The sequence below is a fragment of the Chlorogloea sp. CCALA 695 genome (assembly GCF_003003885.1).
Classification (GTDB): Bacteria; Cyanobacteriota; Cyanobacteriia; order Cyanobacteriales; family Chroococcidiopsidaceae; genus Aliterella.
Genome location: NZ_PVWN01000006.1, coordinates 20,935 through 45,488, shown reverse-complemented (window position 1 = coordinate 45,488; position 24,554 = coordinate 20,935). Strand labels below are relative to the sequence as shown.

Annotated in this window: 25 protein-coding genes; 21 read left to right on the top strand and 4 right to left on the bottom strand. The window is 41.6% G+C overall.

Annotated elements, in window-relative coordinates:
* Positions 1-542 precede the first annotated feature (542 nt).
* From C7B70_RS05005 to C7B70_RS04980, 6 genes are all read left to right on the top strand, one after another.
* Positions 543-734 carry a DUF2862 domain-containing protein gene (locus C7B70_RS05005; RefSeq protein ID WP_106367972.1) on the top strand — a complete coding sequence of 64 codons (192 nt, stop codon included), beginning with the start codon at positions 543-545 and terminating at the stop codon, positions 732-734.
* A gap of 95 nt (positions 735-829) precedes the next feature.
* A complete protein-coding gene (locus C7B70_RS05000; protein WP_106367971.1) occupies positions 830-1,921 on the top strand; it encodes an ArsA family ATPase in 1,092 nt (363 codons plus the stop codon).
* Positions 1,922-2,041: 120 nt separating this feature from the next.
* The gene (gene chlG / locus C7B70_RS04995; protein WP_106367970.1) at positions 2,042-3,109 is read left to right on the top strand and encodes a chlorophyll synthase ChlG; all 1,068 of its coding nucleotides are present in this window, start codon (positions 2,042-2,044) and stop codon (positions 3,107-3,109) included.
* A 67-nt stretch (positions 3,110-3,176) separates the two neighbouring features.
* Entirely contained in the window at positions 3,177-3,470 is a 294-nt protein-coding gene (locus C7B70_RS04990; RefSeq protein WP_106367969.1) for a hypothetical protein, read from the top strand.
* A 14-nt stretch (positions 3,471-3,484) separates the two neighbouring features.
* Entirely contained in the window at positions 3,485-3,844 is a 360-nt protein-coding gene (locus C7B70_RS04985) for a cupin domain-containing protein (protein WP_106367968.1), read from the top strand.
* Positions 3,828-4,790, top strand: a complete 963-nt coding sequence (locus C7B70_RS04980; RefSeq protein ID WP_106367967.1) for a ChaN family lipoprotein — start codon at positions 3,828-3,830, stop codon at positions 4,788-4,790. Before C7B70_RS04985 ends, C7B70_RS04980 begins: the two co-directional genes overlap by 17 nt.
* 189 nt (positions 4,791-4,979) lie before the next feature.
* Here the strand turns inward: C7B70_RS04980 and C7B70_RS04975 are convergent, their stop codons facing one another.
* On the bottom strand, positions 4,980-5,798 hold the full coding sequence (locus C7B70_RS04975) for an inositol monophosphatase family protein (protein ID WP_106367966.1): 819 nt from the start codon (positions 5,796-5,798) through the stop codon (positions 4,980-4,982).
* Complete coding sequence (locus tag C7B70_RS04970) at positions 5,795-7,213, bottom strand: BCD family MFS transporter (protein ID WP_106367965.1); 1,419 nt, start codon at positions 7,211-7,213, stop codon at positions 5,795-5,797. Before C7B70_RS04970 ends, C7B70_RS04975 begins: the two co-directional genes overlap by 4 nt.
* A 154-nt stretch (positions 7,214-7,367) precedes the next feature.
* Between C7B70_RS04970 and hemB the strand changes: the two genes are divergently transcribed.
* From hemB to C7B70_RS04910, 12 genes are all read left to right on the top strand, one after another.
* Positions 7,368-8,348 (top strand): porphobilinogen synthase, encoded by a 981-nt coding sequence (gene hemB, locus C7B70_RS04965; RefSeq protein ID WP_106367964.1) that lies wholly within the window; start codon positions 7,368-7,370, stop codon positions 8,346-8,348.
* Between the two features lie 99 nt (positions 8,349-8,447).
* A complete protein-coding gene (locus tag C7B70_RS04960) occupies positions 8,448-9,431 on the top strand; it encodes an alpha-ketoacid dehydrogenase subunit beta (protein ID WP_106367963.1) in 984 nt (327 codons plus the stop codon).
* Between the two features lie 75 nt (positions 9,432-9,506).
* Complete coding sequence (secD, locus tag C7B70_RS04955) at positions 9,507-10,916, top strand: protein translocase subunit SecD (RefSeq protein WP_106368064.1); 1,410 nt, start codon at positions 9,507-9,509, stop codon at positions 10,914-10,916.
* Positions 10,913-11,869 (top strand): protein translocase subunit SecF, encoded by a 957-nt coding sequence (secF, locus tag C7B70_RS04950; protein WP_106367962.1) that lies wholly within the window; start codon positions 10,913-10,915, stop codon positions 11,867-11,869. The genes secD and secF overlap by 4 nt, the downstream gene beginning before the upstream one ends.
* A 260-nt stretch (positions 11,870-12,129) precedes the next feature.
* On the top strand, positions 12,130-13,431 hold the full coding sequence (gene thrC / locus C7B70_RS04945) for a threonine synthase (RefSeq protein ID WP_106367961.1): 1,302 nt from the start codon (positions 12,130-12,132) through the stop codon (positions 13,429-13,431).
* 45 nt (positions 13,432-13,476) lie between these two features.
* Complete coding sequence (locus C7B70_RS04940; RefSeq protein WP_106367960.1) at positions 13,477-13,752, top strand: MoaD/ThiS family protein; 276 nt, start codon at positions 13,477-13,479, stop codon at positions 13,750-13,752.
* 86 nt (positions 13,753-13,838) lie between these two features.
* Positions 13,839-14,981 carry a quinone-dependent dihydroorotate dehydrogenase gene (locus C7B70_RS04935; RefSeq protein WP_199192064.1) on the top strand — a complete coding sequence of 381 codons (1,143 nt, stop codon included), beginning with the start codon at positions 13,839-13,841 and terminating at the stop codon, positions 14,979-14,981.
* Between the two features lie 23 nt (positions 14,982-15,004).
* On the top strand, positions 15,005-15,715 hold the full coding sequence (locus C7B70_RS04930) for a hypothetical protein (RefSeq protein WP_106367958.1): 711 nt from the start codon (positions 15,005-15,007) through the stop codon (positions 15,713-15,715).
* A 239-nt stretch (positions 15,716-15,954) separates the two neighbouring features.
* On the top strand, positions 15,955-18,126 hold the full coding sequence (locus tag C7B70_RS04925) for an RtcB family protein (RefSeq protein ID WP_106367957.1): 2,172 nt from the start codon (positions 15,955-15,957) through the stop codon (positions 18,124-18,126).
* A gap of 35 nt (positions 18,127-18,161) precedes the next feature.
* Positions 18,162-18,665, top strand: coding sequence for a GNAT family N-acetyltransferase (locus tag C7B70_RS04920; RefSeq protein ID WP_106367956.1), 504 nt, complete (start codon positions 18,162-18,164; stop codon positions 18,663-18,665).
* Positions 18,666-18,691: 26 nt separating this feature from the next.
* Positions 18,692-19,249, top strand: coding sequence for a Uma2 family endonuclease (locus tag C7B70_RS04915; RefSeq protein ID WP_106367955.1), 558 nt, complete (start codon positions 18,692-18,694; stop codon positions 19,247-19,249).
* Positions 19,250-19,268: 19 nt separating this feature from the next.
* Positions 19,269-20,030, top strand: coding sequence for a class I SAM-dependent methyltransferase (locus tag C7B70_RS04910; RefSeq protein WP_106367954.1), 762 nt, complete (start codon positions 19,269-19,271; stop codon positions 20,028-20,030).
* Between the two features lie 57 nt (positions 20,031-20,087).
* On the opposite strand, the gene C7B70_RS04905 is transcribed toward C7B70_RS04910, so the two are convergent.
* Entirely contained in the window at positions 20,088-20,870 is a 783-nt protein-coding gene (locus C7B70_RS04905; protein WP_106367953.1) for a D-alanyl-D-alanine carboxypeptidase family protein, read from the bottom strand.
* Between the two features lie 122 nt (positions 20,871-20,992).
* On the opposite strand from C7B70_RS04905, the gene C7B70_RS04900 reads away from it, so the two are divergent.
* The gene (locus C7B70_RS04900) at positions 20,993-21,913 is read left to right on the top strand and encodes an AEC family transporter (protein ID WP_199192063.1); all 921 of its coding nucleotides are present in this window, start codon (positions 20,993-20,995) and stop codon (positions 21,911-21,913) included.
* On the opposite strand, the gene C7B70_RS04895 is transcribed toward C7B70_RS04900, so the two are convergent.
* Positions 21,906-22,439: a phosphoribosyltransferase gene (locus tag C7B70_RS04895; RefSeq protein ID WP_106367951.1), complete on the bottom strand. Its 534-nt coding sequence runs from the start codon at positions 22,437-22,439 to the stop codon at positions 21,906-21,908. The two genes, C7B70_RS04900 and C7B70_RS04895, sit on opposite strands and share 8 nt — an antisense overlap.
* A gap of 64 nt (positions 22,440-22,503) precedes the next feature.
* Here C7B70_RS04895 and C7B70_RS04890 point away from each other — a divergent pair, with 64 nt between their 5' ends.
* Together C7B70_RS04890 and C7B70_RS04885 are read left to right on the top strand one after the other, a co-directional pair.
* Positions 22,504-23,949: an MFS transporter gene (locus C7B70_RS04890; protein WP_106367950.1), complete on the top strand. Its 1,446-nt coding sequence runs from the start codon at positions 22,504-22,506 to the stop codon at positions 23,947-23,949.
* The gene (locus C7B70_RS04885) at positions 23,949-24,551 is read left to right on the top strand and encodes a methyltransferase domain-containing protein (protein ID WP_106367949.1); all 603 of its coding nucleotides are present in this window, start codon (positions 23,949-23,951) and stop codon (positions 24,549-24,551) included. Before C7B70_RS04890 ends, C7B70_RS04885 begins: the two co-directional genes overlap by 1 nt.
* The last annotated feature ends 3 nt before the right edge of the window (positions 24,552-24,554 follow it).

Below are 24,554 nucleotides of genomic sequence, written 5' to 3'. Positions count from 1 at the left end.
TACTATTAAATATCTTCTGTCTCAAATACATTACTTTTCGGATTTGGGTATATCAGGGGAAATTGCCTGTTGTCCTGGTAATGAGGTAATAGCTTGAGTTAAGCCACCTATAAAGGCAATTCAGGGTAGCAATCCCGCAAACAACATAAGCCAAAAGTGATGTTATTTGCTGGTACTCCTTTTAAACTTAGCTTTACCTGCTTGCGCGATCGCAAACACATAGGTATAAATTAATAACTAGGAAAGTTGGTTGAGTAAAGGCCACAAGTTACCTAAAACTGAACCTTTGTATCGTGCTTCTAAGTCGCGTCTTACCAGGGTTCTTAACAGATTAAACTTAGTTTACCAGGGTTTGATTATAGGTAGCCAACGGGCTTTTTGTAAAACTCTTTTCATTCGCTGCTTTTCAACTACCTATGCAGTCTCTTAAAAAAACGTACACCCATCGCCATTTTTGCCAGATTTAGATTAAACCTATACTCCTGCTTGGTGACAGATTCCGCTAAACTGAGTCTTGGTTTATTACATTATTTTAAGTTGGCATGGAAATAGGACAACAAGTAAAAGTTTGCCGTTTAAGAGATCGCGTACCAGCGACAGTTGTTAAACGATTAGGGGCAGTGGGGACAGTTAAAGGCTTTAAAGTTCTAGATGGGATGAATCTAGGTGTAGTCGTTCAGTTTGAAGACGAATTTGCTACCTGGTTTTTTGAAGACGAACTCAAAGCGGTTTAAAAATTGCGATCGTTGGGGATATCTCTTGGTAGGTAGCCCTAACTATCCGTTGAAGAATTACCCTTTTAAATAGACTTAACCATTTAAAAACTACAATGTCACTGATATTAACCTTTTTGGGTAAAGGCGGCAGTGGTCGCACTACAATAGCGATCGCTGCGGCGAAGAAATTAGCAAGCCAAGGCAAGCGCGTACTTTTGGCGGTACAAGATACAGGTTTTGCTCTGGATTTGCTGATAGAAACCTCGGTAACACACGAAGTACAACAAATCGCTCCTAACCTCGATGCGGTGCAATTCAAAGCCTCAGTGCTGTTAGAACGCAATTGGGACGAAGTGAAAAAGCTAGAAGCGCAATACTTGCGGACACCAGTTATTAAAGACGTTTACGGGCAAGAATTGGTAGTATTGCCAGGAATGGATAAAGCTTTAGAACTCAACGCCCTGCGAGAGTTTGACGCTAGTGGAAAATACGATGCGATCATTTACGATGGCAGTGGCGATACTACAACCTTGCGAATGTTGGGAATGCCGGAAAGTCTTAGCTGGTACAGTCGTCGCTTTGGTAAGTTGATTACTGAATCGGATTTAGTTAAAACAGTTTCGCCTTTTCTACAACCTTTAATTGCGACGGTGCTTAATGTCAGTTGGACGGGTGATAATTTCGCCGCGCCTACTAGCCAAGCTACAAATATTTTAGAACAAGGTAAAGCTGCTTTAGCTGACCCCAAACGCTTGATTGCTTATTTAGTGACGACAGATAATCCAATAGCGATCGCAACGGCTACTTATTTATGGGGTAGCGCTCAACAAGTTGGGTTAAACGTTGGGGGTGTAATATTTAATCAAACTGCTGATACACCTACAACCGAGGAATTTGATCCTTTAACTATTAGCACTATTCCAACTACTCCTTTAAGTAGTTGGCAACCGTTAATAGATGCCTTGCCAGATTTTATGCAAACAGTAGACGTTCCCAAACCCATTGAGTTTGATGTCGTAAATCGTCAAGTAAAGCTATTTTTGCCGGGATTTGATAAAAAACAGGTAAAACTTACCCAATCGGGACCAGAAGTAACAATCGAAGCTGGCGACCAACGGCGTAATATATTACTACCACCGGGATTGAGTGGGAGAACAGTAAGCGGGGCGAAGTTTCAGCAGGGTTACTTGATAATTTCGTTTTAATTAGAGCAATGTAGGGGTAAAGACTAAGTTTCTGCCCCAGACTAATAGTTGCGCTACTAATATTAAATTAGGCGATCGCCTGTACCAACAAGTGCAGGCTATAAATTTACTTAAAAAATCATGTCTGAACAAACTCAATCGTCTCCTGAAACTAAATCAGAGCAATTAGAATTTCTCGAACCTGAAACTAAAGCACCATTAGATGTCCAACCAAGTACCGATGCGCCTTTAGTAAGTGATCGCTCTGCCAAAACTCGGCAAATGCTGGGGATGAAAGGAGCTTCTAGCGGTGAAACCTCTATTTGGAAGATTCGTTTACAGCTAACAAAGCCGATTACCTGGATTCCTTTAATTTGGGGCGTTCTATGCGGTACAGCGTCTTCGGGTAATTTCACTTGGTCGCTAGAAAACGTGCTAAAAGTAGCTACTTGTATGTTGCTTGCTGGCCCACTACTAGCTGGTTATACCCAAACTGTTAACGATTATTCTGACCGCGAAATTGACGCAGTAAACGAACCCTATCGCCCGATTCCATCGGGTGCAATCACGACACCGCAAGTAGTTACTCAGATTTTGACATTATTGTTATCGGGAATTGCGATCGCTTTTACCCTTGATAAATGGGCAGATCATCAATTTCCCACAATTACGGCTTTGGCGTTAGGCGGCTCATTTTTAGCTTATATCTATGGCGCTCCACCCTTCCAACTCAAGCGCAACGGGTGGTTGAGCGGTTATGCTTTGGGGGCGAGTTATATTGCTTTACCTTGGTGTACGGGTCATGCTTTATTTGGCGATCTCAACTGGACAATTGTAGTTTTGACGCTCATTTACAGTATGGCGGGGTTAGGAATTGCAGTAGTTAATGACTTCAAAAGTGTAGAAGGCGATCGCCAATTTGGTTTACAGTCTCTTCCTGTTATGTTTGGAGTCAACACCGCAGCTTGGATTTGCGTAGTCATGATTGACTTATTTCAAGCCGGAATTGGCGCTTATTTGTTAAGTTTGCATGAAAATGTTTATGGTGCGATCGTTTTACTGCTAATTGTGCCGCAGATCGTTTTTCAAAAGCTTTATTTCCTCCCCGATCCTCTTAACAACGATGTTAAGTATCAAGCCAGCGCTCAACCATTCTTAGTTTTGGGAATGTTGCTTACTGGAATCGCGTTAGGTCATGCAGGAATTTAAGGCAGATATTAACTAAACTGATGAAATACATTAACATGGCTAATAATAAGTTGTTAGCCTGCCTAAAATGATTGTGTTTCGACTACTGCAAGTTTTAATTCATTTCGTCCAGCCAATGCTTATGCCGATTTGTTTTTTGTCTGCTTGGTCTTTAACTTTTCTGTTCTGTTGGAGTTTGTGGAATGCCATCCAAGATGGCGCAACTGCTACGCAGAAAATGCATCAGATTCCTTGCTCCGGTTGTCAGTTTTTTACTAATGACTATCGCCTAAAATGCACTGTGCAGCCTTCAATCGCTAATACCGAAGATGCGATTTCTTGTAGGGATTATCAGCCAAAAACTAATTCGATGTTTTACTAAAGTGTAATTGTCAAATGCTGATTCAAAAACTGCTTGATTGTGATGAATTTGTGGCTGGGGATAATACCTTGTTGCGGGAATTGCTACACCCCGGTAAACAGGCGATCGCATTGGGTTATAGTTTGGCTCATGCAACCTTACCTGTAGGCAAAACTTCTCAGCCTCATTCCCTGACTACTTCGGAAGTTTACTACATCCTTAGTGGTGAAGGGGAAATGCACATCGATTCAGAAATCCAAATCCTTGTACCTGGGGATGCGGTGTATATTCCCCCCAATGCAAAGCAATTTATTTATAATTGTGGCGACGAGGCGCTGGTATTTATCTGTATTGTCGATCCAGCTTGGCGCAAGGAAGATGAAACTGTTTACTAAGCGCCGATTTCTGTTTGCTATTTCGTTAGTAGTTGTTTGGTTAGTGGCTGTACCTGCTTACACGCAACAAGTAGATAGTTGTCGCCCTCAAATAGTTTTACCGCCACAAGTTACTTCTATAAATACTGCGGCTTATACTAGTAATTTTAAAGCGTGTATAGACTCCAAAAAGCGGATCATTGGGCGATCGCAACTATTGCACCAACTAGCACTAGCCAAGGTTGTTTATTTAGGCGAAACTCACGATAATGCGGAAGATCATCGCCTGCAATTAGAGATTGTTCAGCAACTATACAAGAAAAATAGTAAGCTTGCGATCTCGCTCGAAATGTTCCAACGTCCTTATCAAGGGGTTGTGAACGATTATTTAGCCGGGAAAATTGACGAGCAAGAGTTATTAGACAAAACCGAATATAAACAGCGCTGGGGTTATCCTTGGGAGTATTACGCTCCGATTGTCCAATTTGCTAAAGCCAAAAAGCTACCGATTTTAGCTTTAAACACTCCTACAGAAATTACGCGCTTAGTTGCCAAAAATGGTTTAGAGAGACTCACTCCAGCGCAAAGTAAATTTATTCCTCCCCTTGCAGAAATCCATACAGATAATGCAGAATATCGCCAGCTAATGCTAGGTATTTTCCAGCAACATCAAGCCGAGGCTAAAGGTAATAGTTCCGGTTTTGAAAAGTTTTTTCAAGCTCAAGTATTGTGGGATGAAACTATGGCGGAGGGAATTGCTGAGTTTATCCAAGCCAATCCAGGCTACCAAGTTGTAGTTTTAGTTGGACAAGGGCATATTGTTTATAACTACGGTATTCCTAGCCGTGTAGCGCGACGAGTAAAACGCCTTAATCAACGCTCAGTGTTATTGAGTACCGATTTAGATGAAAAAACTGAGCGAAATGCACCAATTGCCGATTTCATTTTTTGGCAAGAAAGTAACTAAGTTTTTGGTAGAGAGCGCGTTGTAAAGAAAGGTTCAAAGCGCTTGCTAAAAGCTTGACTTTTTGTTAAAATATCTTCATACTAGAAATCTGTGCAGCGATATTAATTATACCAAGATTCCGATTATAAGATTATTTTAAAATAAAGCAAGAGAAAAGTCAAGAAAAGCGCGAAAAAAGCGATTTTTTTGTTAAAGTTTTATTAAGTTTACGAAAGGTTGAAAAATAGGTAATAAATCGGGGCGGCTAACGAGGAGAGTAGGAAAAGAGAAACTACCGTAATCTTTGTTAGGCGTTAAGGGAAACATAGGCTGAGGATTTAGCGACATCCACGTGCAACCCGCAGCTTGAGCAATCACCCAGACCGCCGCAATATCCCAAATTTTGGGCGTAGACTCTACAGCGCCTAAAGCTGAAGCATTAGCAACCGTAAGTAAATTGTAACTTGCAACGCCAAGCATCCGAATTTTGGCAGGAAAGCCTTTGATCGGGAAGCTTTGCAAAGTGCGAGTACAGATACTAAAAAAGTGATTGCCCGTTAGTTGTTCGGAGCTAGAGTGAATTGGTAAGTCATTGCAAAAAGCGCCTTTAGGTGGTGGAGATAGTTCCAAATCGTCGCACCAATAGCCATGAAAAGCTTGATTAATTGGCGGAAAGTAAACGTAACCGAAAACGGGAGTACCTTTATATAGCAAACCTAGAGAAATGCCCCAAATTGGAATACCTCTAGCAAAATTGGTAGTACCATCAACAGGATCGATAATCCAACACCATTCGGTATCGGGGAAGGTGTGCGAGCCTTCTTCTGTGAGAATGCCATGATCTGGAAAATGAGATGCGATCGCATTTTGAATTTCTAAATCCGCCCATTTATCTGAGCGTGTAACTAAGCTACCATCAGCTTTTTCATCGGCGGACACTTGACCGAAATCTTTAAGTAATTGCTCTCCTACTCGACGAGCGGTAACTTGGGCAAAATCGAGAACTTGCTGCCAAAAATCAGTATTCAATCTAATTCACCTTTTAAAACCGATGCGATCGCGCTTCTTGTCTTCGTTTGAAATTCTGCCACATTAACGCGCCGCAAACACATTACAGCAAGAAGCATTCCCACCGATTGCAACCCAAATACCAAACCATAAGATAACACTGGCGCAGTAAACATTGATTTACCTAATTGCAGCACCGCACCACCCGTAACCGTTGCAATTCCACGCGCCATTGCTTGCGACAAACCCCAAGCACCGATAAAAGTACCCGCAGTTTCCGCCGCCGTTAAATCCAACATTAAACTAATAGCTCCCGTTGTAGTTACGCCGGAAGCCAAACCAAATATTAATAGTGCGCCTTGAAGCATTTGGGGATTAGCGGTTAAACCTGCGGAAATTATCAATCCAAAAGTTGCAGCTACAGCAATACAACCAATTTGAGCAGTTTTTTGTTTGCCCAGACGCGGCACAATTAAAAAACCCGTCGTACTCATTCCTATGAGCGTACCTGTACCCCAAAAAGCGTTTAATTTTGTAGTTTGAGCTATCGTCATGCCAAAAACCTCGCCGCCGTAGGGTTCTAATACAGCTTCTTGCATAAATAAGCTGATTGTCATTACCAGCAGAAAAGTAAAAAATATCCCTGTTTGGCGGTTAGCTGTTAAAACTCTTAACGCTTTGCCTAGACTAATACTATCTTCTCGGTTTACAAAGCGCGATCGCAACCCATACTGAGAATACTTTTTTTCTACACCTACCGTAGCGATAAAAGCTAATCCCACAACTAGGACGGGAACAATTAAAAATAACCGATTTATAGAAGATTGCAATAATTCCAACGGCGCGTCTATTGCAATTTGTTTCAATAAGCTGCTGCTGATAATTGCGCCGACAATAATACCTACCATCAACATCGACCAAACAATTCCAACGAGCTTAGAGCGATTATCTTCCTCAGAAACATCGACTAACAGCGCCGCAAACGGGGTAGAACTCGCACTAATAGCTAAACCATAGAGAGCAAAAACTAGCCCTAGTAATCCTACTAAACCATAGGTTTGCATTGTCCAGCCCGATCGCAAACTTGAACCAAGTTGCCAAATTACTTGTACTGCTAAGAAAGATGAGATCGCAAATAGTACAGATCCCGTCCACACATAGCCCGTACGATGATAGCCGTATAAAGGTTTAGAATCGGACATTTGCCCAAACAATACCCTTGTGGGGGCAATAAATTGGTGCATAGCGATCGTTCCCGCCGCCACCAGAGCAGGCACTTTCAATTCATCGATCATTACTCGATTGAGTACGCCGAGAGTCAGGACAGCCATAATTCCTAGTCCCATCTGAAACAAGCCTAGCCGAAACATAGTTAAGAGATTTAACTTGGGCGTAGTCAAACTCGGTTGCGAATCATACAAATCAATGCTTGCCATAGTTTTATCAAAAGAAATTAGTATAAAGTGCGATCGCCTGATCAATTGTAAACTTCTTGGGCTGCTCAACTAGAAACCAAGCATTCGGGCGTAATATACTGCAAAAATAAGCATAGATATTGTCGTGGCATTGACTACTTTTTGATTAAAAGCTATGTTCCCAAATCATCGCCCTCGCCGTTTAAGAACTCATCCCCAATTGCGCCGCATGGTGCGAGAAACTGTTTTAACTACTAACGATTTAATTTATCCTTTGTTTGCCGTGCCTGGCGAAGGAATTGCTAAAGAAGTTAAATCAATGCCCGGAGTCTACCAACTATCGGTAGATAAGATTGTTGAAGAAGCTAAAGAAACTTACGATTTGGGCATTCCGGGAATTATTCTGTTTGGCATTCCCGAAGATAAAGACACCGATGCAACGGGCGCTTGGCATGATTGCGGGATAGTCCAAAAAGCTGCTACAGCCGTTAAAGCCGCAGTCCCCGATTTGATTGTCATTGCTGATACTTGCTTATGTGAGTATACTACTCACGGACATTGTGGTTACTTGCAAGTTGGCGACTTAACGGGAAAGGTTTTAAACGATCCGACTTTAGAATTACTAGGGAAAACTGCGGTTTCTCAAGCGAAAGCGGGTGCAGATATTATCGCGCCTTCTGGGATGATGGACGGATTTGTACAAGCAATTCGCAGCGCTTTAGATGCGGCGGGTTATCAAGATACGCCAATTATGTCCTACGCGGCTAAGTATGCCTCAGCTTATTATGGGCCCTTTCGAGATGCGGCGGATTCTTCGCCCCAATTTGGCGATCGCAGAACATACCAAATGGATGCCGGAAACGCCCGCGAAGCCTTAAAAGAGATTGGTTTAGACATAGCTGAAGGCGCAGATATGTTAATGGTGAAGCCAGCTTTGGCTTACATGGATATTATTTGGCGCGTGAAAGAAGCAAGTAACTTACCTGTAGCTGCCTACAACGTTTCTGGTGAATATGCGATGGTAAAAGCGGCGGCGCTGAATGGTTGGATTGACGAGGAGCGAGTTGTTATGGAGACTTTGACGGGGTTTAAACGTGCTGGCGCAGATATGATTTTGACTTATCATGCCAAAGATGCGGCGCGTTGGCTGGGATAATAAAGTGCGATCGCGCTTTTTTCGGTAAGGGCGATCGCATTATTATCAGTCTCAAAACGCTAAGATTTTAGACTAACAAACAAAATAACTATCGATCTAATGGCAGAAACATTATTTTTTAACGCCCTCAATCAAGCTATAGATGAAGAAATGGCGCGGGATTCTACGGTACTTGTGCTAGGTGAAGATGTAGGTCATTACGGCGGTTCTTACAAAGTTACCAAAGACTTACATGGAAAGTACGGCGATATGCGCGTATTGGATACGCCTATTGCTGAGAATAGCTTTACAGGTATGGCAGTCGGCGCAGCTATGACAGGCTTAAGACCGATAATTGAGGGTATGAACATGGGGTTTTTGCTCTTAGCCTTTAACCAAATATCTAATAACGCTGGGATGTTGCGCTATACCTCTGGAGGTAATTTTACAATTCCGATGGTAATTCGCGGCCCTGGGGGTGTAGGTAGACAATTAGGTGCGGAACATTCCCAGCGATTAGAAGCCTATTTCCAAGCTGTTCCAGGAATCAAGATTGTTGCTTGTTCCACTCCCTACAATGCCAAAGGACTACTAAAATCGGCCATTCGGGACAATAACCCCGTGCTGTTTTTTGAACACGTCTTGCTTTACAACTTAAAAGAAAATCTCCCTGACGAAGAATATTTACTTCCCTTAGATAAAGCCGAAGTAGTCCGTAAAGGTAAAGACGTGACAATTCTTACCTATTCGCGGATGCGTCACCACGTCATGCAAGCCGTGAAGCCTTTAGAAAAAGATGGTTACGATCCAGAAGTAATTGACCTAATTTCTTTAAAACCTCTAGACTTTGAGACTATTGGCGCTTCAATTCGGAAAACTCACCGCGTCATCATTGTTGAGGAATGTATGAGGACTGGCGGAATTGGTGCAGAATTGACCGCTTCCATCAATGATCGCTTATTTGACGAATTAGACGCGCCTGTATTGCGGTTATCTTCTCAAGATATTCCTACCCCTTATAATGGAAAGTTAGAGCGCTTAACAATCGTGCAGCCAGAGCAAATTGTTGAAGCCGTCCAAAAGATGGTAGCTTTGCGCGTTTAGCGGGAAGTAATGGATTTTCTGCTACGACCCGTTCAAAACCGATTATTATACATTTGTTTAGGAGCGGGTCATGGTATGCAGAAACAGCGAGGGGTATTAGCTTTAATTTTGGCATTAATCGTCGGAGCGATTGTAACGATTTCTACGATTAAGATTCCATTGGGGTTGGATTTACAGGGGGGTTCTCAGTTAACAATTCAAGTAAAAACCACCGATAAAATTAAGCAAATTACCCAACAACAGCTAGAAGACGTACAAAAAGTAATTGAAAATCGCGTCAACGGTTTAGGCGTGTCTGAACCTGTAGTACAAACCGTAGGACAAGATCAAATTTTGGTGCAATTGCCGGGAGTCAGCGATCCGGTACAAGCAGAAAAGGTTTTAGGCGGTACAGCGCAGTTAGAATTTAAAGCCCAAAAGCCCGGTACAGAGGCTCAATTATTTGCTTATCAACAATCACAGAGCGAGCTATTAGCCAAACAAGTAGAGCTAAGGAAAACTGAAGATAAAGCAGCAATAGATAAAAATATTGCAGACTTGCAAAATAATTATAGTGCGATTTCTGAATTATTTGAAAGCAAGGGGTTAGGCGGCAGAAATCTTAAAGATGCTTTTGGCGAACCTACCCAATCTAGCAATAATTGGAATGTAGCTATCCGCTTTGATGATGAAGGCGGGAAATTATTTGCAGATTTAACAAAAAATCTTGCGGGGACAGGGCGCAGTATAGGAATTTTCTTAGATAATAAACTAATTAGTTCGCCTAATGTTGGGGTCGAATTTGCCGCTAATGGAATTAGCGGCGGTGGTGCAGTCATTACTGGGCGCTTTACAGCCCAAGAAGCAAACGAGTTAAGCGTTCAATTACGGGGTGGTGCTTTACCTGTACCCGTTAAGATTATGGAAATCCGCACTGTAGGGGCTACTTTAGGACGTGATAGCATTCAACGCAGTATCTACGCTGGGGTAGGTGGTTTGCTTTTAGTTCTAATTTTCATGGTGGTGTACTACCGTTTACCAGGATTAATTGCTGACATTGCTTTAATTATTTACTCTCTACTTACTTGGGCTACTTTTGCTCTTTTAGGCGTTACTCTGACACTCCCAGGAATTGCTGGGTTTATTCTCAGTATCGGGATGGCGGTAGATGCTAATGTTTTAATTTTTGAACGGACGCGGGAAGAATTACGCGCAGGTAAAACATTATATCGTTCGGTAGAATCCGGCTTTTTCCGAGCTTTTTCTAGCATTTTAGATGGAAATGTAACAACGGTAATTGCTTGTGCGGCGTTGTTTTGGCTGGGTTCGGGTTTAGTGCGAGGCTTTGCTTTAACTTTGGCGCTGGGCGTAGCAATGAGTATGTTTACGGCACTTACTTGCAGTCGGACATTAATGTTTATCGCCATTAGCTTACCTGCGTTGCGTAAACCAGAGCTATTTTGTCCAAATCTACCAGCAGCTAAAAAGGCATCGGGGGCTTTATGAAGTTTAGTGTCAACAAAAAAAGAAATCTCTGGTGGAGTATATCTTTGGCGCTGATTTTGGCTAGTTTAATTTCAATGCTCGTTTCCTGGCAACAAATTAATGCACCGTTGCGCCCTAGTTTAGATTTTGTCGGCGGTACTCGGCTACAACTACAGCGCGATTGTACTATAGAGGGAGTATGTGATCGCAAAATTGATTTAGCGGCGGTACGTCAGATTATGACAGACCAAGGTTTAGGCAATAGTACAATTCAACTTGTAGATAAAGAGCGCAACTCTAACGATCAAATTCTATCTATTCGCACCAAAAATTTAAACGGTGAAGAACGGACTAAGTTGCAAGATGCTTTAAGCCAAGCGATAGGTTCATTGGACTTAGAAAAAAGTCAAAATGATACTGTTGGCCCAACTATTGGGAGACAATTGCTTAGTTCGGGTTTAAAGGCGCTAATTGTTTCTTTTGCAGGGATTATTATTTACCTCAGCTTCCGCTTTGAGTTTGATTATGCAATATTTGCGATCGTTGCTTTGTTCCACGATGTCTTAATTACGGCGGGTGCTTTCTCGGTTTTGGGCTTAGTGCAAGGTGTGGAAGTAGATAGCTTATTTATCGTTTCTTTGCTAACGATTACAGGTTTTTCGGTTAACGATACTGTAGTTATTTACGATCGCATTCGAGAAGTAGTCAAACTCAATCCTGACCAGCCAATTAAAGAAATTGTCGATGATGCAGTCAATCAAACCTTGACTCGTTCGATCAATACTACTTTAACGGTGTTACTAACATTGTTTTCGATCTTCCTATTTGGGGGTGAAACTCTCAAAAACTTTGCTTTAGCGCTAATTATTGGTTTTACCCTAGGGGCATATTCCAGTATCTTTATTGCGAGTACGTTGTTGTCATTGTGGAGAGAAACAAGGGTTCGACCCAAGCCTGTAGAAATACTTGAGTAGTTAAAATCCCGGCGTTGTTGATTAGGTGTAGAGACATTGCAATGCAACGTCTCTACATTAGTTTTTAGAGCGCGTCTTCATGAAGACGCGCCCTGAATTGGACAACGCCAAAACCTCTCCTCAATCTTAAGAAGTAGGTGAAAAACCTGCTTTTTTAGTAGCTAAATCTATACCCGACAAAATAGGTCGGGTATGTTTGACGTGGAAAATACCCCGTGTTAGTATCAAGCGACTGACGGAAAACAGAAGGTATAGAGCCAATGACCAAAGAACTCGCAGAACCAATATCTTTATCGGCTACATTTAGCGCTTTGAAGTGCAAAGAATGTAGCGCCGAGTACGAACTAAAAGCTATTCATGTTTGTGAAGAATGCTTTGGGCCATTGGAAGTAACCTATGACTACGACGCTATCCGTCGCACTGTTACCCGCGAAAGTATCCAAGCTGGGCCAAATTCAATTTGGCGCTACCGAGCATTTTTACCCGTAGCCACCGACAACCCCATCGATGTTGGTACGGGAATGACCCCATTAGTACAGGCGAATCGCTTGGCGCGGCGTTTGGGGTTGAAAAAGCTTTTCATTAAAAATGATGCCGTCAATATGCCCACATTGAGCTTTAAAGACCGGGTAGTTTCCGTCGCTCTTACCCGTGCTAAAGAATTGGGCTTTACAATGGTTTCTTGCGCCAGTACGGGCAACTTAGCTAATTCTACCGCCGCGATTGCTGCCAGCGCTGGTTTAGACTGCTGCGTGTTTATTCCCGCAGACTTAGAAGCTGGGAAAATTTTGGGAACGCTGATCTATGGGCCTACAGTAATGGCGGTAGAAGGCAACTATGACCAAGTTAATCGCCTCTGCTGTGAAGTAGCAAATACACACGACTGGGGATTTGTCAATATTAATTTACGTCCTTATTACTCCGAAGGCTCAAAAACCTTGGGTTACGAAGTCGCCGAACAATTAGGCTGGCAATTACCAGATCATATAGTTGCGCCTCTTGCTTCTGGTTCGTTATTTACCAAAATCTACAAGGGTTTCCGAGAATTTGTTGATGTTGGTTTAGTAGAAGATAAAGACGTGCGTTTTAGCGGCGCGCAAGCTGAGGGGTGTTCGCCAATTGCTCAAGCTTACCGAGAAAACCGAGACTTTATTAAACCAGTCAAGCCTAACACGATCGCTAAATCAATTGCGATCGGTAATCCCGCCGATGGAGTTTATGCCCTTGAAGTAGCTAGAAAAACCAACGGAAACATTGAATCAGTCAACGATGCAGAAATCATTGACGGTATCAAGCTTCTAGCTGAAACTGAAGGCATATTTACAGAAACCGCCGGGGGAACAACTATTGCTGTCCTCAAAAAGCTTGTAGAAGCAGGTAAAATTGACCCTGAAGAAACAACAGTAGTTTACATTACCGGGAATGGATTAAAGACTCAAGAAGCGGTACAAGGTTACATTGGCGAACCACTCACTATTGAGGCGAAGTTAGATAGCTTTGAACGAGCGTTAGAGCGATCGCGTACATTAGATCGTTTAGATTGGCAGCCCGTGCTAGTTTAAGAAAAAATCATTGTTGTAATTTGTCCTCCTTGCTACCTTTTCCCTATGTCCGTCAAAGTCTTAATTCCTACTCCCCTGCAAAAATTCACTAATGACCAAGCCACTTTAGAATGTAATGGCGCAACTATTTCTGAATTAATCGAAGCTTTAGAGCAAACTTGTCCTGGTATCAAAGCGCGTCTGTGCGACGAACAAGGACAACCTCGGCGGTTTTTGAACCTTTACGTCAACAGTGAAGATATCCGCTTTCTAGAAGGGACAGATACCCCGCTAAAAGAGGGTGATGAAGTCAGTATAGTTCCGGCGGTGGCTGGCGGCTGATAAAGTCAATAGTTATTTGTAAGTAGACTTGAGCAATTAATAGCTGAAGTCTACTTTTTAGTTTTAGACTAAAACTGAATTTATACTTGCTCTCCATAGTGGATATTTATCAATCCGTAGTTAGTCCAATTTTGTTTTCTGGCTTAAAAACTGATCCTGAATGGTTGCAAAAACAGACAATTAGCAACCTTGTCAAACTAGACAAAAGTAAAAATATTATTTCTCAAGGCGTAAAAGCTCAATTAGCAAAGTCTTTGAACTTCAGCCATGATTCTTTGCAACAAAACCTCTGGGGTTTAGAATTTTCTAATCCTGTAGGGTTGGCGGCGGGATTTGATAAAGATGGACTAGCGGCGGGAATGTGGTCGAGTTTTGGGTTTGGCTTTGCAGAAATAGGTACTGTAACCTTACAAGCGCAGCCTGGAAGCCCACTGCCGCGTTTATTTCGTTTACCTGTCGATAAAGCCGCGCTTAATCGCATGGGGTTTAATAATTGCGGTAGCGCAGCAATGGCGGCACAATTAGCAGAGAGATTTAAAACGGCTAAAAGTTTAATTCCGATTGGGATTAATTTAGGTAAATCTAAAGTTACGCCTTTAGAAGACGCACCCGCCGATTATTTGGGGAGTTTTCGCGCTTTGCAAAAGTGGGGAGATTATTTTGTAGTTAACGTATCTTCCCCCAATACTCCAGGATTACGCAGTTTGCAGGATGCGGGGAGTTTGAACGCCATAATAGACGCTTTGCAACAAGAAAACCAAGGACGTAAACCAATTTTAGTTAAAATTGCTCCTGATTTAGAATGGGAGGCGATCGCAGATATTATAAAAGTTGCTCAAGTTCAGCAACTTGCCGGAATTATTGCTACAAACACAACTATTCGCCGCGATAATTTGCAAACCCAAGTTATTGCTACTACAGGTAAATCTGTACATGAAGAAAATGGCGGTATTAGTGGCTTACCTGTAAAAAATCGCTCTACTGAAGTTATCCGGTTTATTTATTCGGAAACTAAAGGACAACTGCCTATTATTGGAGTTGGGGGGATATTTACCGCCGCCGATGCTTGGGAAAAAATAACGGCGGGTGCAAGTTTATTGCAAGTTTACACCGGATGGATTTATGAGGGACCGTTAATGGTGCGGCGAATTTTAATCGGTTTGCAGGAAAAATTGTTAGAACATCAATTAACATCTGTTTCTCAAGCGATAGGTTTAACTAATAACTAGCTTATTTTTCGAGAGTGTAATCAATGCCCATCAATAACCGTTTAAAGCTAGCAGGTTTGTTTAGTATCGTGTTGATAACTAGCATTGCCTATAAAAATACTGTAGCCGTAGCTGAAATAGCTATTAAGCAACCATCTACAACAAAGCTTAAACCCAAAATCAAGATCGCTCTAGAACTTGCAAATAACTATAAAAATATTGATGAACTTCTAGCGGCTTCTGATGTGGTTGTATTCGGAAAGTTTACAGGTAATCCTAAAATAATTTTACCTAGCAAAGAGCAATCTTTACCCCCAGGCTGGACAGAAGATCGAAGAACAAAACCTCTAGATTCTGTTGTTATCAATCAAATTTTAGCTTCAAGAGATCCCGGTTATCGTACTATAACCTTTGTGCCGAGCAAAACTCTCAAAGGAAGTACAAGCAAAATCATAACTGTAGGACAACGTGGGATATTTACCGAAGCTTATAATGCACCAGATCAAGGCGATAAGTTTTTTCAAGTAGGAGATTTTTACGTTTTATTTTTGAAGCTAGAACCTTCTCGAAACGATAATTTTTATTGGACTACTGGAGCGTTTCAAGGTGCTTTTCAAGTAAATAGCGATCGCGTAAATCACCCCGTAAATAAAGATATTCCGCAAATTAAAAGCGAATCTCTAAATAATTTTTTGCAAGCTATTCAGGCAAAGGTAAATAGAACCTCAATTCCAAAGGCTGTTTCGGAACTATAACTAAACAATAAAAAACTCAATGTGGTTTTAGAGCAAAATGGTAATTTCTTCCTAAAAATGGATTAGATGAACATCTAGCTGACAAATTAGATTAAGACAAGTTTGATAACGACGGCTAGGAATAGCTGGATAAAGTTTTAGGAGTTTAAGTTTATCCGCAGATCGATTAAGCGGAGTTTCTTGACGTTTATGTATGTACTTTGTAGTATAAATGTAATATGTACTATAAGTAAACGTCTATGCCCTACGAAAAATTAGATTTATCTACGCCCAAGCCTGTACTTTCTTGGGCAAATCATGCTTTGGGCGGACAAGAAACCCAAATGGCAAAAAATGTTGCGCTTTTGCCCTTCGTATTTAAGCACGTAGCGTTGATGCCAGATGTTCATTTAGGGAAAGGTGCATTAGTTGGATCGGTAGTTGCAACCACTGATGCGATCGTTCCGGCGGCCATTGGCGTTGATATTGGTTGTTTTGTAGGAGATACGCTAATTCCCCTAGTAGATGGAAAATCTTACAAAATTAGCGATCTTGCTAATCTTAGTGAAGAATTTATAATTTATGCCTGCACGTTGACAAATAAGATTGTTGCAGCCAAAGCAACAGCTAAATTAACTAAACGAAATGCAAGTCTAGTTAACGTTACCTTAGATAATGGAGAGACGGTTATTTGTACTCCAGATCATAAGTTTATGCTAAGAGATGGAGCTTATGAAGAAGCACAAAATCTCAAAGCTGAGACTTCGTTAATGCCCTTCTATTCCAAACTCGATAGAGACGGTTATACATTGATTTCTCAACCTTACTCTGGTAGATGGCAAAAAGCTCACTGGATAGTAGCTCGTTCAGGTTTACTGGGTAAAGTTCCCTCCTTCACGGGTCAAAAAACTATAATTCATCACAAAAACTTTGAGGAGTCCGATAATAGACCTGAAAATTTAGAGTTTATGAGTGCTAGAGAGCATTCAGCTTACCATCGCTCTTTAGTAGAACGAAACCAACATTTTCAGTCTCCAGAATTTGAGCAAAAACGATTAGCAGCGATAGCGCCAGCGCGCTCGCAGAGCTTCGCCAAAAAAGCCCAAACTCCAGAAGGATACAAATACTATGCAGAACGAGGAACTGTAAATATTCTTCATTATATGCAAGAGCAGCCTGAGCATTTTAAACAAGCTGTTGCAAATAACGGCAAGCGAGGCAAGGAATATTTAATTGCCTACAATCAAAGTGAAAAAGGTAGAGCAAAAACCAAAGAAATTGCTAACAGATACTACCTTTGTAATATTTGTAAGGCTGAAGTCAAAAGCCCCATAGGATTGCATAATCATAAAAAATATGAACACAAATGCAATCATAAAGTTGTAAAAGTTGAAACGCTCAACTACCAAGAAGATGTTTATTGTTTGACTGTACCTGAGTACCATAATTTTGCTTTAAAAGCTGGTGTTTTTGTTCATAACTGCGGAATGGGTGCAATTAAGACTCCCTTTACCGCCGAACAACTAGAAGGTAAGCTGAAAAAAATCCGTTTGGATATTGAAGCAGAGATTCCTGTTGGATTTAATCAAAATAAAGTTGTCGAGAAATCTGTAACTAATTGGCAAGGTTGGGCTGATTTTAGAGATTTGCATTCGGGAGTGCAGCATTTAGAAAGTAAAGCCATGAATCAAATGGGTTCTCTTGGTGGTGGAAACCACTTTTTAGAAGTTTGTCTTGATAGCGAAGATCAAGTTTGGCTAATGTTGCATTCTGGTTCGCGCAATATTGGTAATATGTTGGCTCAAAATCATATCAGCACTGCTAAGGAATTAGTTAAGTTGGCAGATATACGTTTACCCGATCAAGATTTAGCTTACTTTGTTGCTGGTACGCCAGAATTTGCAGCTTATTGGCACGATTTGCAGTGGGCGCAGAATTACGCCCGTTTTAACCGAGATGTGATGATGGTGCGGTTTAAGCGGATTGTAGAAAAACATTTGGCTGGTGGTAAACCAACTAAACCTTTGCTATCGGTCAATTGCCATCACAATTACGCCGAGAAAGAAGTACATTTTGGCGAGAATGTATACGTAACTCGTAAAGGTGCAGTACGAGCGCGAGAGGAAGACTACGGTATTATTCCCGGTTCAATGGGGGCAAAATCTTTCATTGTTAAAGGTAAAGGTAATGCAGATAGTTATTGCTCTTGCAGTCATGGCGCAGGGCGTTTGATGTCTCGAAATAAGGCAAAGCTCAACTTTACCCTTGACGACTTGATCAAGCAAACAAAGGGCGTAGAATGCCGCAAAGATGAAGGTGTTTTAGACGAAATTCCCGGCGCTTATAAGTCAATAGAGACAGTGATGAGCAATCAAGCCGATTTAGTGGAAATTGTGGCAACTTTAAAACAAGTTGTCTGCGTGAAAGGTTAATTATTTGGGCGGGCATTTTGTCCGCTTTTTTGTGAATGGATTTTTATAGTATTCGAGCAATTAATCGAGAGGATGTACCTTTTTTATGGGATATGTTGTACGAAATTCGGAGCTTGCGTTGTGTACGAGAAGGAAAAATTTTACCATCACGAGATGTTTTACAAACTCCTGATTTAGTAAAGTACGTTCAAGACTGGGGGCGTAAGAGCGATCGCGCCTTCATCGCTTTTGACGCTCAAACACCTGTGGGCGCAGCCTGGTATCGTCTTTTTAATGCAGATAACCCCGGTTATGGATATGTAGATGATCGCACTCCCGAACTTGCTATCGCCATTCTCCCCCAATATAGAAATAAAGGGTTAGGAAAATCTTTATTAAATCATCTATTTGCCCAAGCAAAAGCCGATGGTTATCAACAAATTTCTCTAAGTTGCGATTCAACAAACAATAATGCTCTGCATTTGTATCAACAACTAGGATTTGAGCAAGTTGGCGTACATATTATTCAAAACTGGATTATGCAAAAAGTTTTAATTTAGCATATTAGTAAAGAGGCGATCGCACTATGGTACAAGCACCCACAAAAATTACCCTAGATGAGTTTCTAAAACTCCCCGAAACTAAACCTTATAGCGAGTATATCAAGGGTCAAATTATCCAAAAACCAATACCCCAAGGGAAACACAGCAAGTTACAAGGTATGCTGGTTACTGCTCTTAACAACGTAGGTGAAGCAAAACAAACTGCCTTAGCATTTCCGGAATTGCGCTGTACCTTCGGGGGACGTTCAATTGTGCCAGATGTAACGCTATTTGCTTGGTCAAGAATACCCGTTGATGAAGATGGAGATATTGCTAATGTATTCAGAATTGCTCCTGACTGGACAATTGAGATTTTATCTCCAGATCAAAGTCAAACAAAAGTAACAGGTAATATCTTGCACTGTCTAGATTGTGGCAGCCAATTAGGTTGGCTCATCGATCCAAAGGAAAAATCCGTGCTAGTTTACCCAGCGAAGCAGCAAACGAGACTATTAACGCGAAATGATGTCTTACCTGTTCCCGATTTAGTTGCAGACTTGCGCCTGACGGTAGCTGATTTATTTAGTTGGTTGAAATTATGAGGTGTAAGGAAAAATTTTTATGCCAGAAAATATTAGCGAGTACAAGCAGAGAATAGTTACTGATTTCAATTCTAGAAGTAATTACGATAATCAATGGCGATACAACTTTGCCCACCGTTTGGTTGAAATTGCAAATCTTGAAAGCGGACAAAAAGTTTTAGATATAGCTACTGGTACGGGAATAGCGGCGATCGCCTCTGCAAAAATTGTCGGTAAGGAAGGTAAAGTAATCGGCGTAGATATATCTTCAGGAATGTTAAAGCAAGCACAAAGTAAGATTGATGCTGAACTGCTAAATATTGAACTTATTGAAGCAGATGCAGACTATCTCAACTTTGCCGATAACAGCTTCGATGCCATATTATGCTCCTCAGCAATTGGGTATCTGACTGATATCCCGGCGGCATTGCGATCGTGGTATCGTTTTCTAAAACCAGAGGGAATTGTTGCCTTTTCTTGTTTTGCCCAAACAGCTATGACAATATCTGTCTTATACAGAGCAAAGTTGCAAGCTTACGGCGTTATAGTTCCTAATCCTAGCGAAATTCTCGGTACGCCTGAGAAGTGCCTGGAAATGTTACAGAAAGCAGGTTTTAAAGATATAGAAATTCAAACAGAGCAATTCGGGTTCTATCTTAGCGAAGCCCAGCGTGCTTGGCAGGGAAACTCAAATAGTGCTTGTGGATATCAAGTATTCCAACTAGCACAAGAGGAAATAGCGCAATTGAAGGCTGAATACTTAACAGAACTTGAGGCACTAGCTACAGACAAAGGTATATGAAATGATGCTTTGGCATTCTTTGTAGTAGCCCACAAATAAGTATAAAGCAGGTGGGATCTACGGATTAGGGCGAGATTTGAGATTTTGAGCTTTATAGAAGGTTTCTAAGCTATGGCGATCGCCTACATAACGCCAATGCCAAGGCTCATAGCTCACTCCTTGGCGGTTATTCTTAGCAAAAGACAATTCAAAGCTATAACGCGCTGCATTGGCTGCCAACCACTTGTAAGCTCTAGTTTTGTCAAAGCTGATACTCAAATTTGTAGCAGGCGCTCTCCCATCACCAATATCTACTGCGTAGCCCGTATGATGTTCGCTATATCCGGGCGGGGCGCTGACTTCGGCTCGTTTGGTGGCGGTTTGTCCTCGCTGCGCCTTCACGTCGAAAAATAAGTGCTGTTGGTCTTTAACAGTGCGAAAACCCGAAATTGGCACTATCACTACCCCAGAGGCTCGTGCAGAGGCGCTCATGGCATCAAATTGTCGGGCGGCAGCTTTGCGGAGTTTGAAACGGCGATCGCTATTAATTGGTTGTAAATCTTTTGGTGATGCTTCAGGATAAACAAAGTGTCCCAATAGTACGTTTTCAGGAATTGGGCGATTACTTGTAGCAGGAACCGTTGTAACTACATCACTAACCTTGGGCGGTGCGGTAGTCAAAGACCATAATAAGGCGATCGCGCCAATTACCCCTAACCCTATTACACTACCAATTATCGTCACCGATTTAGAGCGATGACGAGGGGTAATTTTACGATTGTCCCTTAATGCCTCTGGAATATCATCTAAAGAGCGGGTCGGAACCTTTTTTAGTTTTTTAGAAAACCTAGCCTTATCCACAAACCAACTCCTGCAATTGTTGACTCGCCACTAGCCAATTTTAGACTAAGGAGTAATTAAGTGCCGAGATGCTTTACAGTCTTCACAACTATGCTTAAAGTATTTTTACGTTTTGGTGGTTGATGAAGCTTTTACAACTATACCTACCGCTAATCGCTTTAGTTTTATCAGGGTTTGTGTTAGGTGGCAAACTTCCGGCAACTATTCCCTTCTACTTAGGACAATTTTTGTTTTGGGTAGGAGTTCCTTTCAGCATTATGGCGTTTTTGCGTCAAGCAGATTTATCGGGAGCTATTTGGGTTGCACCAATTGTTGCTTGGGTGGCAATTTTTTTAGGTGGGGGTTTAGCATGGGTGTGGATTTATTGGCATTCTCAAAAAACCGCTCGAAATTCTTGGTGTAAGCCTACTCAAGGTAGTTTTATCTTAGCGGCAATGGTAGGAAATACAGGTTACTTGGGCTATCCGGTAACTTTGGCGTTTGTGGGGACTCAGTATTTTGGCTATGCGTTATTTTACGACTTGCTAGGGACAACTTTAGGTGCTTATGGGTTAGGAGTTGTATTAGCGGCGGCTTATGGTGGCGGTGGGAAAAGTCAATGGCAGTTAGTAAAAGAAGTCGCTATTAATCCTAGTTTATGGAGTTTTGGCACTGGTTTACTATTTCGGCAAGTCCCTTTACCGACACTTGCGGAGACAACTTTACAGGCTTTGGGTTGGGTAATTGTTGCTTTGTCGTTGGTGTTAATTGGTATGCGTTTGCGTGGGCTAAATTCTTGGCATAGCTTACCAAAAGCATCTATTAGTTTGAGTATCAAAATGCTAGTAGTGCCGTTACTTTTGGGCTGTAGTTTATCTTTGTTTGGATTAACGGGGGCGGCAAAATTAGCGATCATTTTACAGATGGCAATGCCTCCAGCCTTTGCGACATTGGTAATTGCAGAAGTTTACAATCTTGACCGCGATTTAAGCGTTACTGCTTTAGCTGTGGGTTCTGGGGGATTGTTAGTAACTCTGCCAATTTGGTTATGGCTGTTTAGTTGATGTTTTTCGAGATAGACGCGCCTGCTTTCAACGTCAGTTCAGCTAAATCGATTTGTTCGTACTGTTCAAAAGGCTGATGAATCCAGGGATTATCAGTTAAATAGTCTACATAATAATCGGGGACAACTTCCGAACAAGCTTTGTACCAAAGTACGCCTGTGCGAATTTCTTGAATTTGCGAACTGTAATTTTTGTTTAACCAAGGAATTGTTTGCTTAATTGTCACCCCCGAATCAACTAAATCATCTACTAACAAGATGTGAGAACCCAAATTACTGCTAGTCATAGTTAAGTGTTGGGCAACCGTCAAACTTCCTCTTGTTTGCTTCCCTTCACCTGTATAAGAGGAAGTAGCCAAAATTCCCAAAGGTAGCTTGTAAATCCGAGAAAGAATATCGCCTACTCTTAAGCCGCCTTTAGCAAGACAGATAATTTGGTCAAACTGCCAGTTTGATTGATAAATCTTTACTGCCAATTGCTCGATTTTTTGGTGGTATTCTGACCAAGAAACATAAAGGTCTGGCATAAAAGTGGCAATTGTGAGCTAATACTTATTGCAAAGCTAATATTTTAATCTTTCTTGCCATATTATGAGCAATCCTTCCCCAGAAGCAGATTTTTTAATTCCTAAAGCAAACAAACTCAACCTCTCCACAAAACTAGCCTATGGTGCGGGAGATTTGGGTCCGGCTATTACGGCTAATATTAGTGTCTTTTTCCTACTAATTTTCTTTACGAACGTTGCCGGGATTCCTATAGGACTCGCTGGGAGTATCTTACTAATTGGCAAAGTTTGGGATGCTGTAAACGATCCAATTGTAGGTGTTTTGACTGATAAAACAAAATCTCGCCGTTGGGGTCGTCGCCTCCCTTGGTTGCTGTATGGGGCAATTCCCTTTGGAGTTTTCTTTTTCTTGCAGTGGGTTGTACCGCCCTTTGCGGGCGATCGCACTGCTCAAATTTCGGGCTTATTTTGGTACTATGTAGCGATCGCCCTCCTATCCCAAGTATTTTACACAGTAGTCAATTTGCCCTACACGGCAATGACTCCCGAACTTACCCAAGATTACGACGAACGTACAAGCTTAAATAGTTTTCGGTTTGGGTTTTCGATTGGGGGAAGCGTTTTATCATTAATATTGGCGCAAATTATTTTTGCAAGTGTGAGCGATCGCGCCATGCAATATATAGTTCTAGCAGCAGTATGTACAGTTATATGCGTACTATCATTATATTGGTGTGTTTTTGGGACGCGCGATCGGGCTTTGGCTTTTGAAGCAAAACGGATTGAATTACCCCAACCACCAGCTATCCCCATTGGCGAACAACTAAAAATTGTTTTTAATAACCGTCCTTTTTTATATGTAATTGGGATTTATCTTTGTTCTTGGTTAGCGGTGCAGCTAACCGCCAGCATCATTCCCTACTTTGCCGTTAATTGGATGGGTTTACCTGAATCAAACGTTCCGACGGTACTTATCGGGGTTCAAGGTACGGCTTTAGCAATGCTATTTGTGTGGACTAACTTAAGTAAGCGGTTTGGTAAAAAAGCTGTTTACTTTATGGGAATGAGTTTCTGGATTATTGCTCAAATCGGCTTGTTTCTTATTCAACCCAATCAAATAGCTTTGCTGTACGTTTTAGCAATTATGGCAGGAGTGGGAGTTTCTACGGCTTATTTGATTCCTTGGTCGATGATTCCCGATGTAATTGAATTAGATGAACTCCAAACAGGACAACGCCGAGAAGGAATTTTTTATGCTTTTATGGTTTTCCTGCAAAAACTAGGTTTAGCTTTGGGGCTATTTTTGGTTAGCCAAACTTTAGAAAAGTCTGGATTTAAAGAAGCTGTTGTTGGGCAAAGTTTACCTATTCAGCCCGATTCAGCCTTACAAGCTATCCGGTTTGCTGTGGGCCCTTTGCCGATGTTTTTTTTAATTTGTGGTTTAGTTTTGGCGTATTTTTACCCACTTACCCGCGAAGTACACGCGGGAATTTTGCTACAACTCAAAGAGAAACAAGATAGTAGAACTTAATGACATCCGTTGCCAATTTTGAATATTGGGAAAATCGCTACATAGAAGGTAAAACAGGCTGGGATTTGGGACAAGCCGCGCCGCCCTTTGTCAGCTTACTTAATTCACCTGCCGCACCAAAGGCAGGGAAAATCGCTGTTTTAGGCTCTGGAAGCGGCTATGATGCTTTGTTGTTTGCCCAAAGGGGTTTTGAAGTAATTGGGTTTGATTTTGCCCCCAGCGCGATTGCATCTGCCACAGAATTAGCCCAAAATAGCGGTATCTCTGCTCAATTTCTCCAACGCAACATCTTTGATTTACCCGCCGAATTCCCCCATTATTTTGACTATGTACTAGAACACACTTGTTTTTGCGCCATAGAACCAAGACTTCGCCCAGCCTATGTAAACTTAGTCAAATCTCTTTTAAAACCTTCTGGAGAGCTTATAGCTTTATTTTGGGCGCATAATCTGCCTGGTGGCCCACCTTTTGGCACAACAACGGCAGAAATTCACCAGTATTTTGAGCCAGATTTTAAAATTAATAGCTTAACTCTTGCCAATAACTCTGTATCTCAACGACAAGAACAAGAGTATTTAGGTAGATTTATAGCTAATAGCTAAATA

What these genes read in the sequence shown, in the direction of transcription:
- chlG (WP_106367970.1), top strand. Translation starts at nt 2,042, where the DNA reads ATGTCTGAACAAACTCAATCGTCTCCTGAAACTAAATCAGAGCAATTA.
- C7B70_RS05000 (WP_106367971.1), top strand. Translation starts at nt 830, where the DNA reads ATGTCACTGATATTAACCTTTTTGGGTAAAGGCGGCAGTGGTCGCACT.
- C7B70_RS04900 (WP_199192063.1), top strand. Translation starts at nt 20,993, where the DNA reads ATGAAGCTTTTACAACTATACCTACCGCTAATCGCTTTAGTTTTATCA.
- thrC (WP_106367961.1), top strand. Translation starts at nt 12,130, where the DNA reads ATGACCAAAGAACTCGCAGAACCAATATCTTTATCGGCTACATTTAGC.
- C7B70_RS04985 (WP_106367968.1), top strand. Translation starts at nt 3,485, where the DNA reads ATGCTGATTCAAAAACTGCTTGATTGTGATGAATTTGTGGCTGGGGAT.
- C7B70_RS04885 (WP_106367949.1), top strand. Translation starts at nt 23,949, where the DNA reads ATGACATCCGTTGCCAATTTTGAATATTGGGAAAATCGCTACATAGAA.
- C7B70_RS04990 (WP_106367969.1), top strand. Translation starts at nt 3,177, where the DNA reads ATGATTGTGTTTCGACTACTGCAAGTTTTAATTCATTTCGTCCAGCCA.
- C7B70_RS04915 (WP_106367955.1), top strand. Translation starts at nt 18,692, where the DNA reads ATGGTACAAGCACCCACAAAAATTACCCTAGATGAGTTTCTAAAACTC.
- C7B70_RS04980 (WP_106367967.1), top strand. Translation starts at nt 3,828, where the DNA reads ATGAAACTGTTTACTAAGCGCCGATTTCTGTTTGCTATTTCGTTAGTA.
- C7B70_RS04970 (WP_106367965.1), bottom strand. Translation starts at nt 7,213, where the DNA reads ATGGCAAGCATTGATTTGTATGATTCGCAACCGAGTTTGACTACGCCC.
- C7B70_RS04895 (WP_106367951.1), bottom strand. Translation starts at nt 22,439, where the DNA reads ATGCCAGACCTTTATGTTTCTTGGTCAGAATACCACCAAAAAATCGAG.
- C7B70_RS04930 (WP_106367958.1), top strand. Translation starts at nt 15,005, where the DNA reads ATGCCCATCAATAACCGTTTAAAGCTAGCAGGTTTGTTTAGTATCGTG.
- C7B70_RS04960 (WP_106367963.1), top strand. Translation starts at nt 8,448, where the DNA reads ATGGCAGAAACATTATTTTTTAACGCCCTCAATCAAGCTATAGATGAA.
- hemB (WP_106367964.1), top strand. Translation starts at nt 7,368, where the DNA reads ATGTTCCCAAATCATCGCCCTCGCCGTTTAAGAACTCATCCCCAATTG.
- C7B70_RS05005 (WP_106367972.1), top strand. Translation starts at nt 543, where the DNA reads ATGGAAATAGGACAACAAGTAAAAGTTTGCCGTTTAAGAGATCGCGTA.
- secD (WP_106368064.1), top strand. Translation starts at nt 9,507, where the DNA reads ATGCAGAAACAGCGAGGGGTATTAGCTTTAATTTTGGCATTAATCGTC.
- C7B70_RS04925 (WP_106367957.1), top strand. Translation starts at nt 15,955, where the DNA reads ATGCCCTACGAAAAATTAGATTTATCTACGCCCAAGCCTGTACTTTCT.
- C7B70_RS04940 (WP_106367960.1), top strand. Translation starts at nt 13,477, where the DNA reads ATGTCCGTCAAAGTCTTAATTCCTACTCCCCTGCAAAAATTCACTAAT.
- C7B70_RS04890 (WP_106367950.1), top strand. Translation starts at nt 22,504, where the DNA reads ATGAGCAATCCTTCCCCAGAAGCAGATTTTTTAATTCCTAAAGCAAAC.
- C7B70_RS04910 (WP_106367954.1), top strand. Translation starts at nt 19,269, where the DNA reads ATGCCAGAAAATATTAGCGAGTACAAGCAGAGAATAGTTACTGATTTC.
- secF (WP_106367962.1), top strand. Translation starts at nt 10,913, where the DNA reads ATGAAGTTTAGTGTCAACAAAAAAAGAAATCTCTGGTGGAGTATATCT.
- C7B70_RS04920 (WP_106367956.1), top strand. Translation starts at nt 18,162, where the DNA reads ATGGATTTTTATAGTATTCGAGCAATTAATCGAGAGGATGTACCTTTT.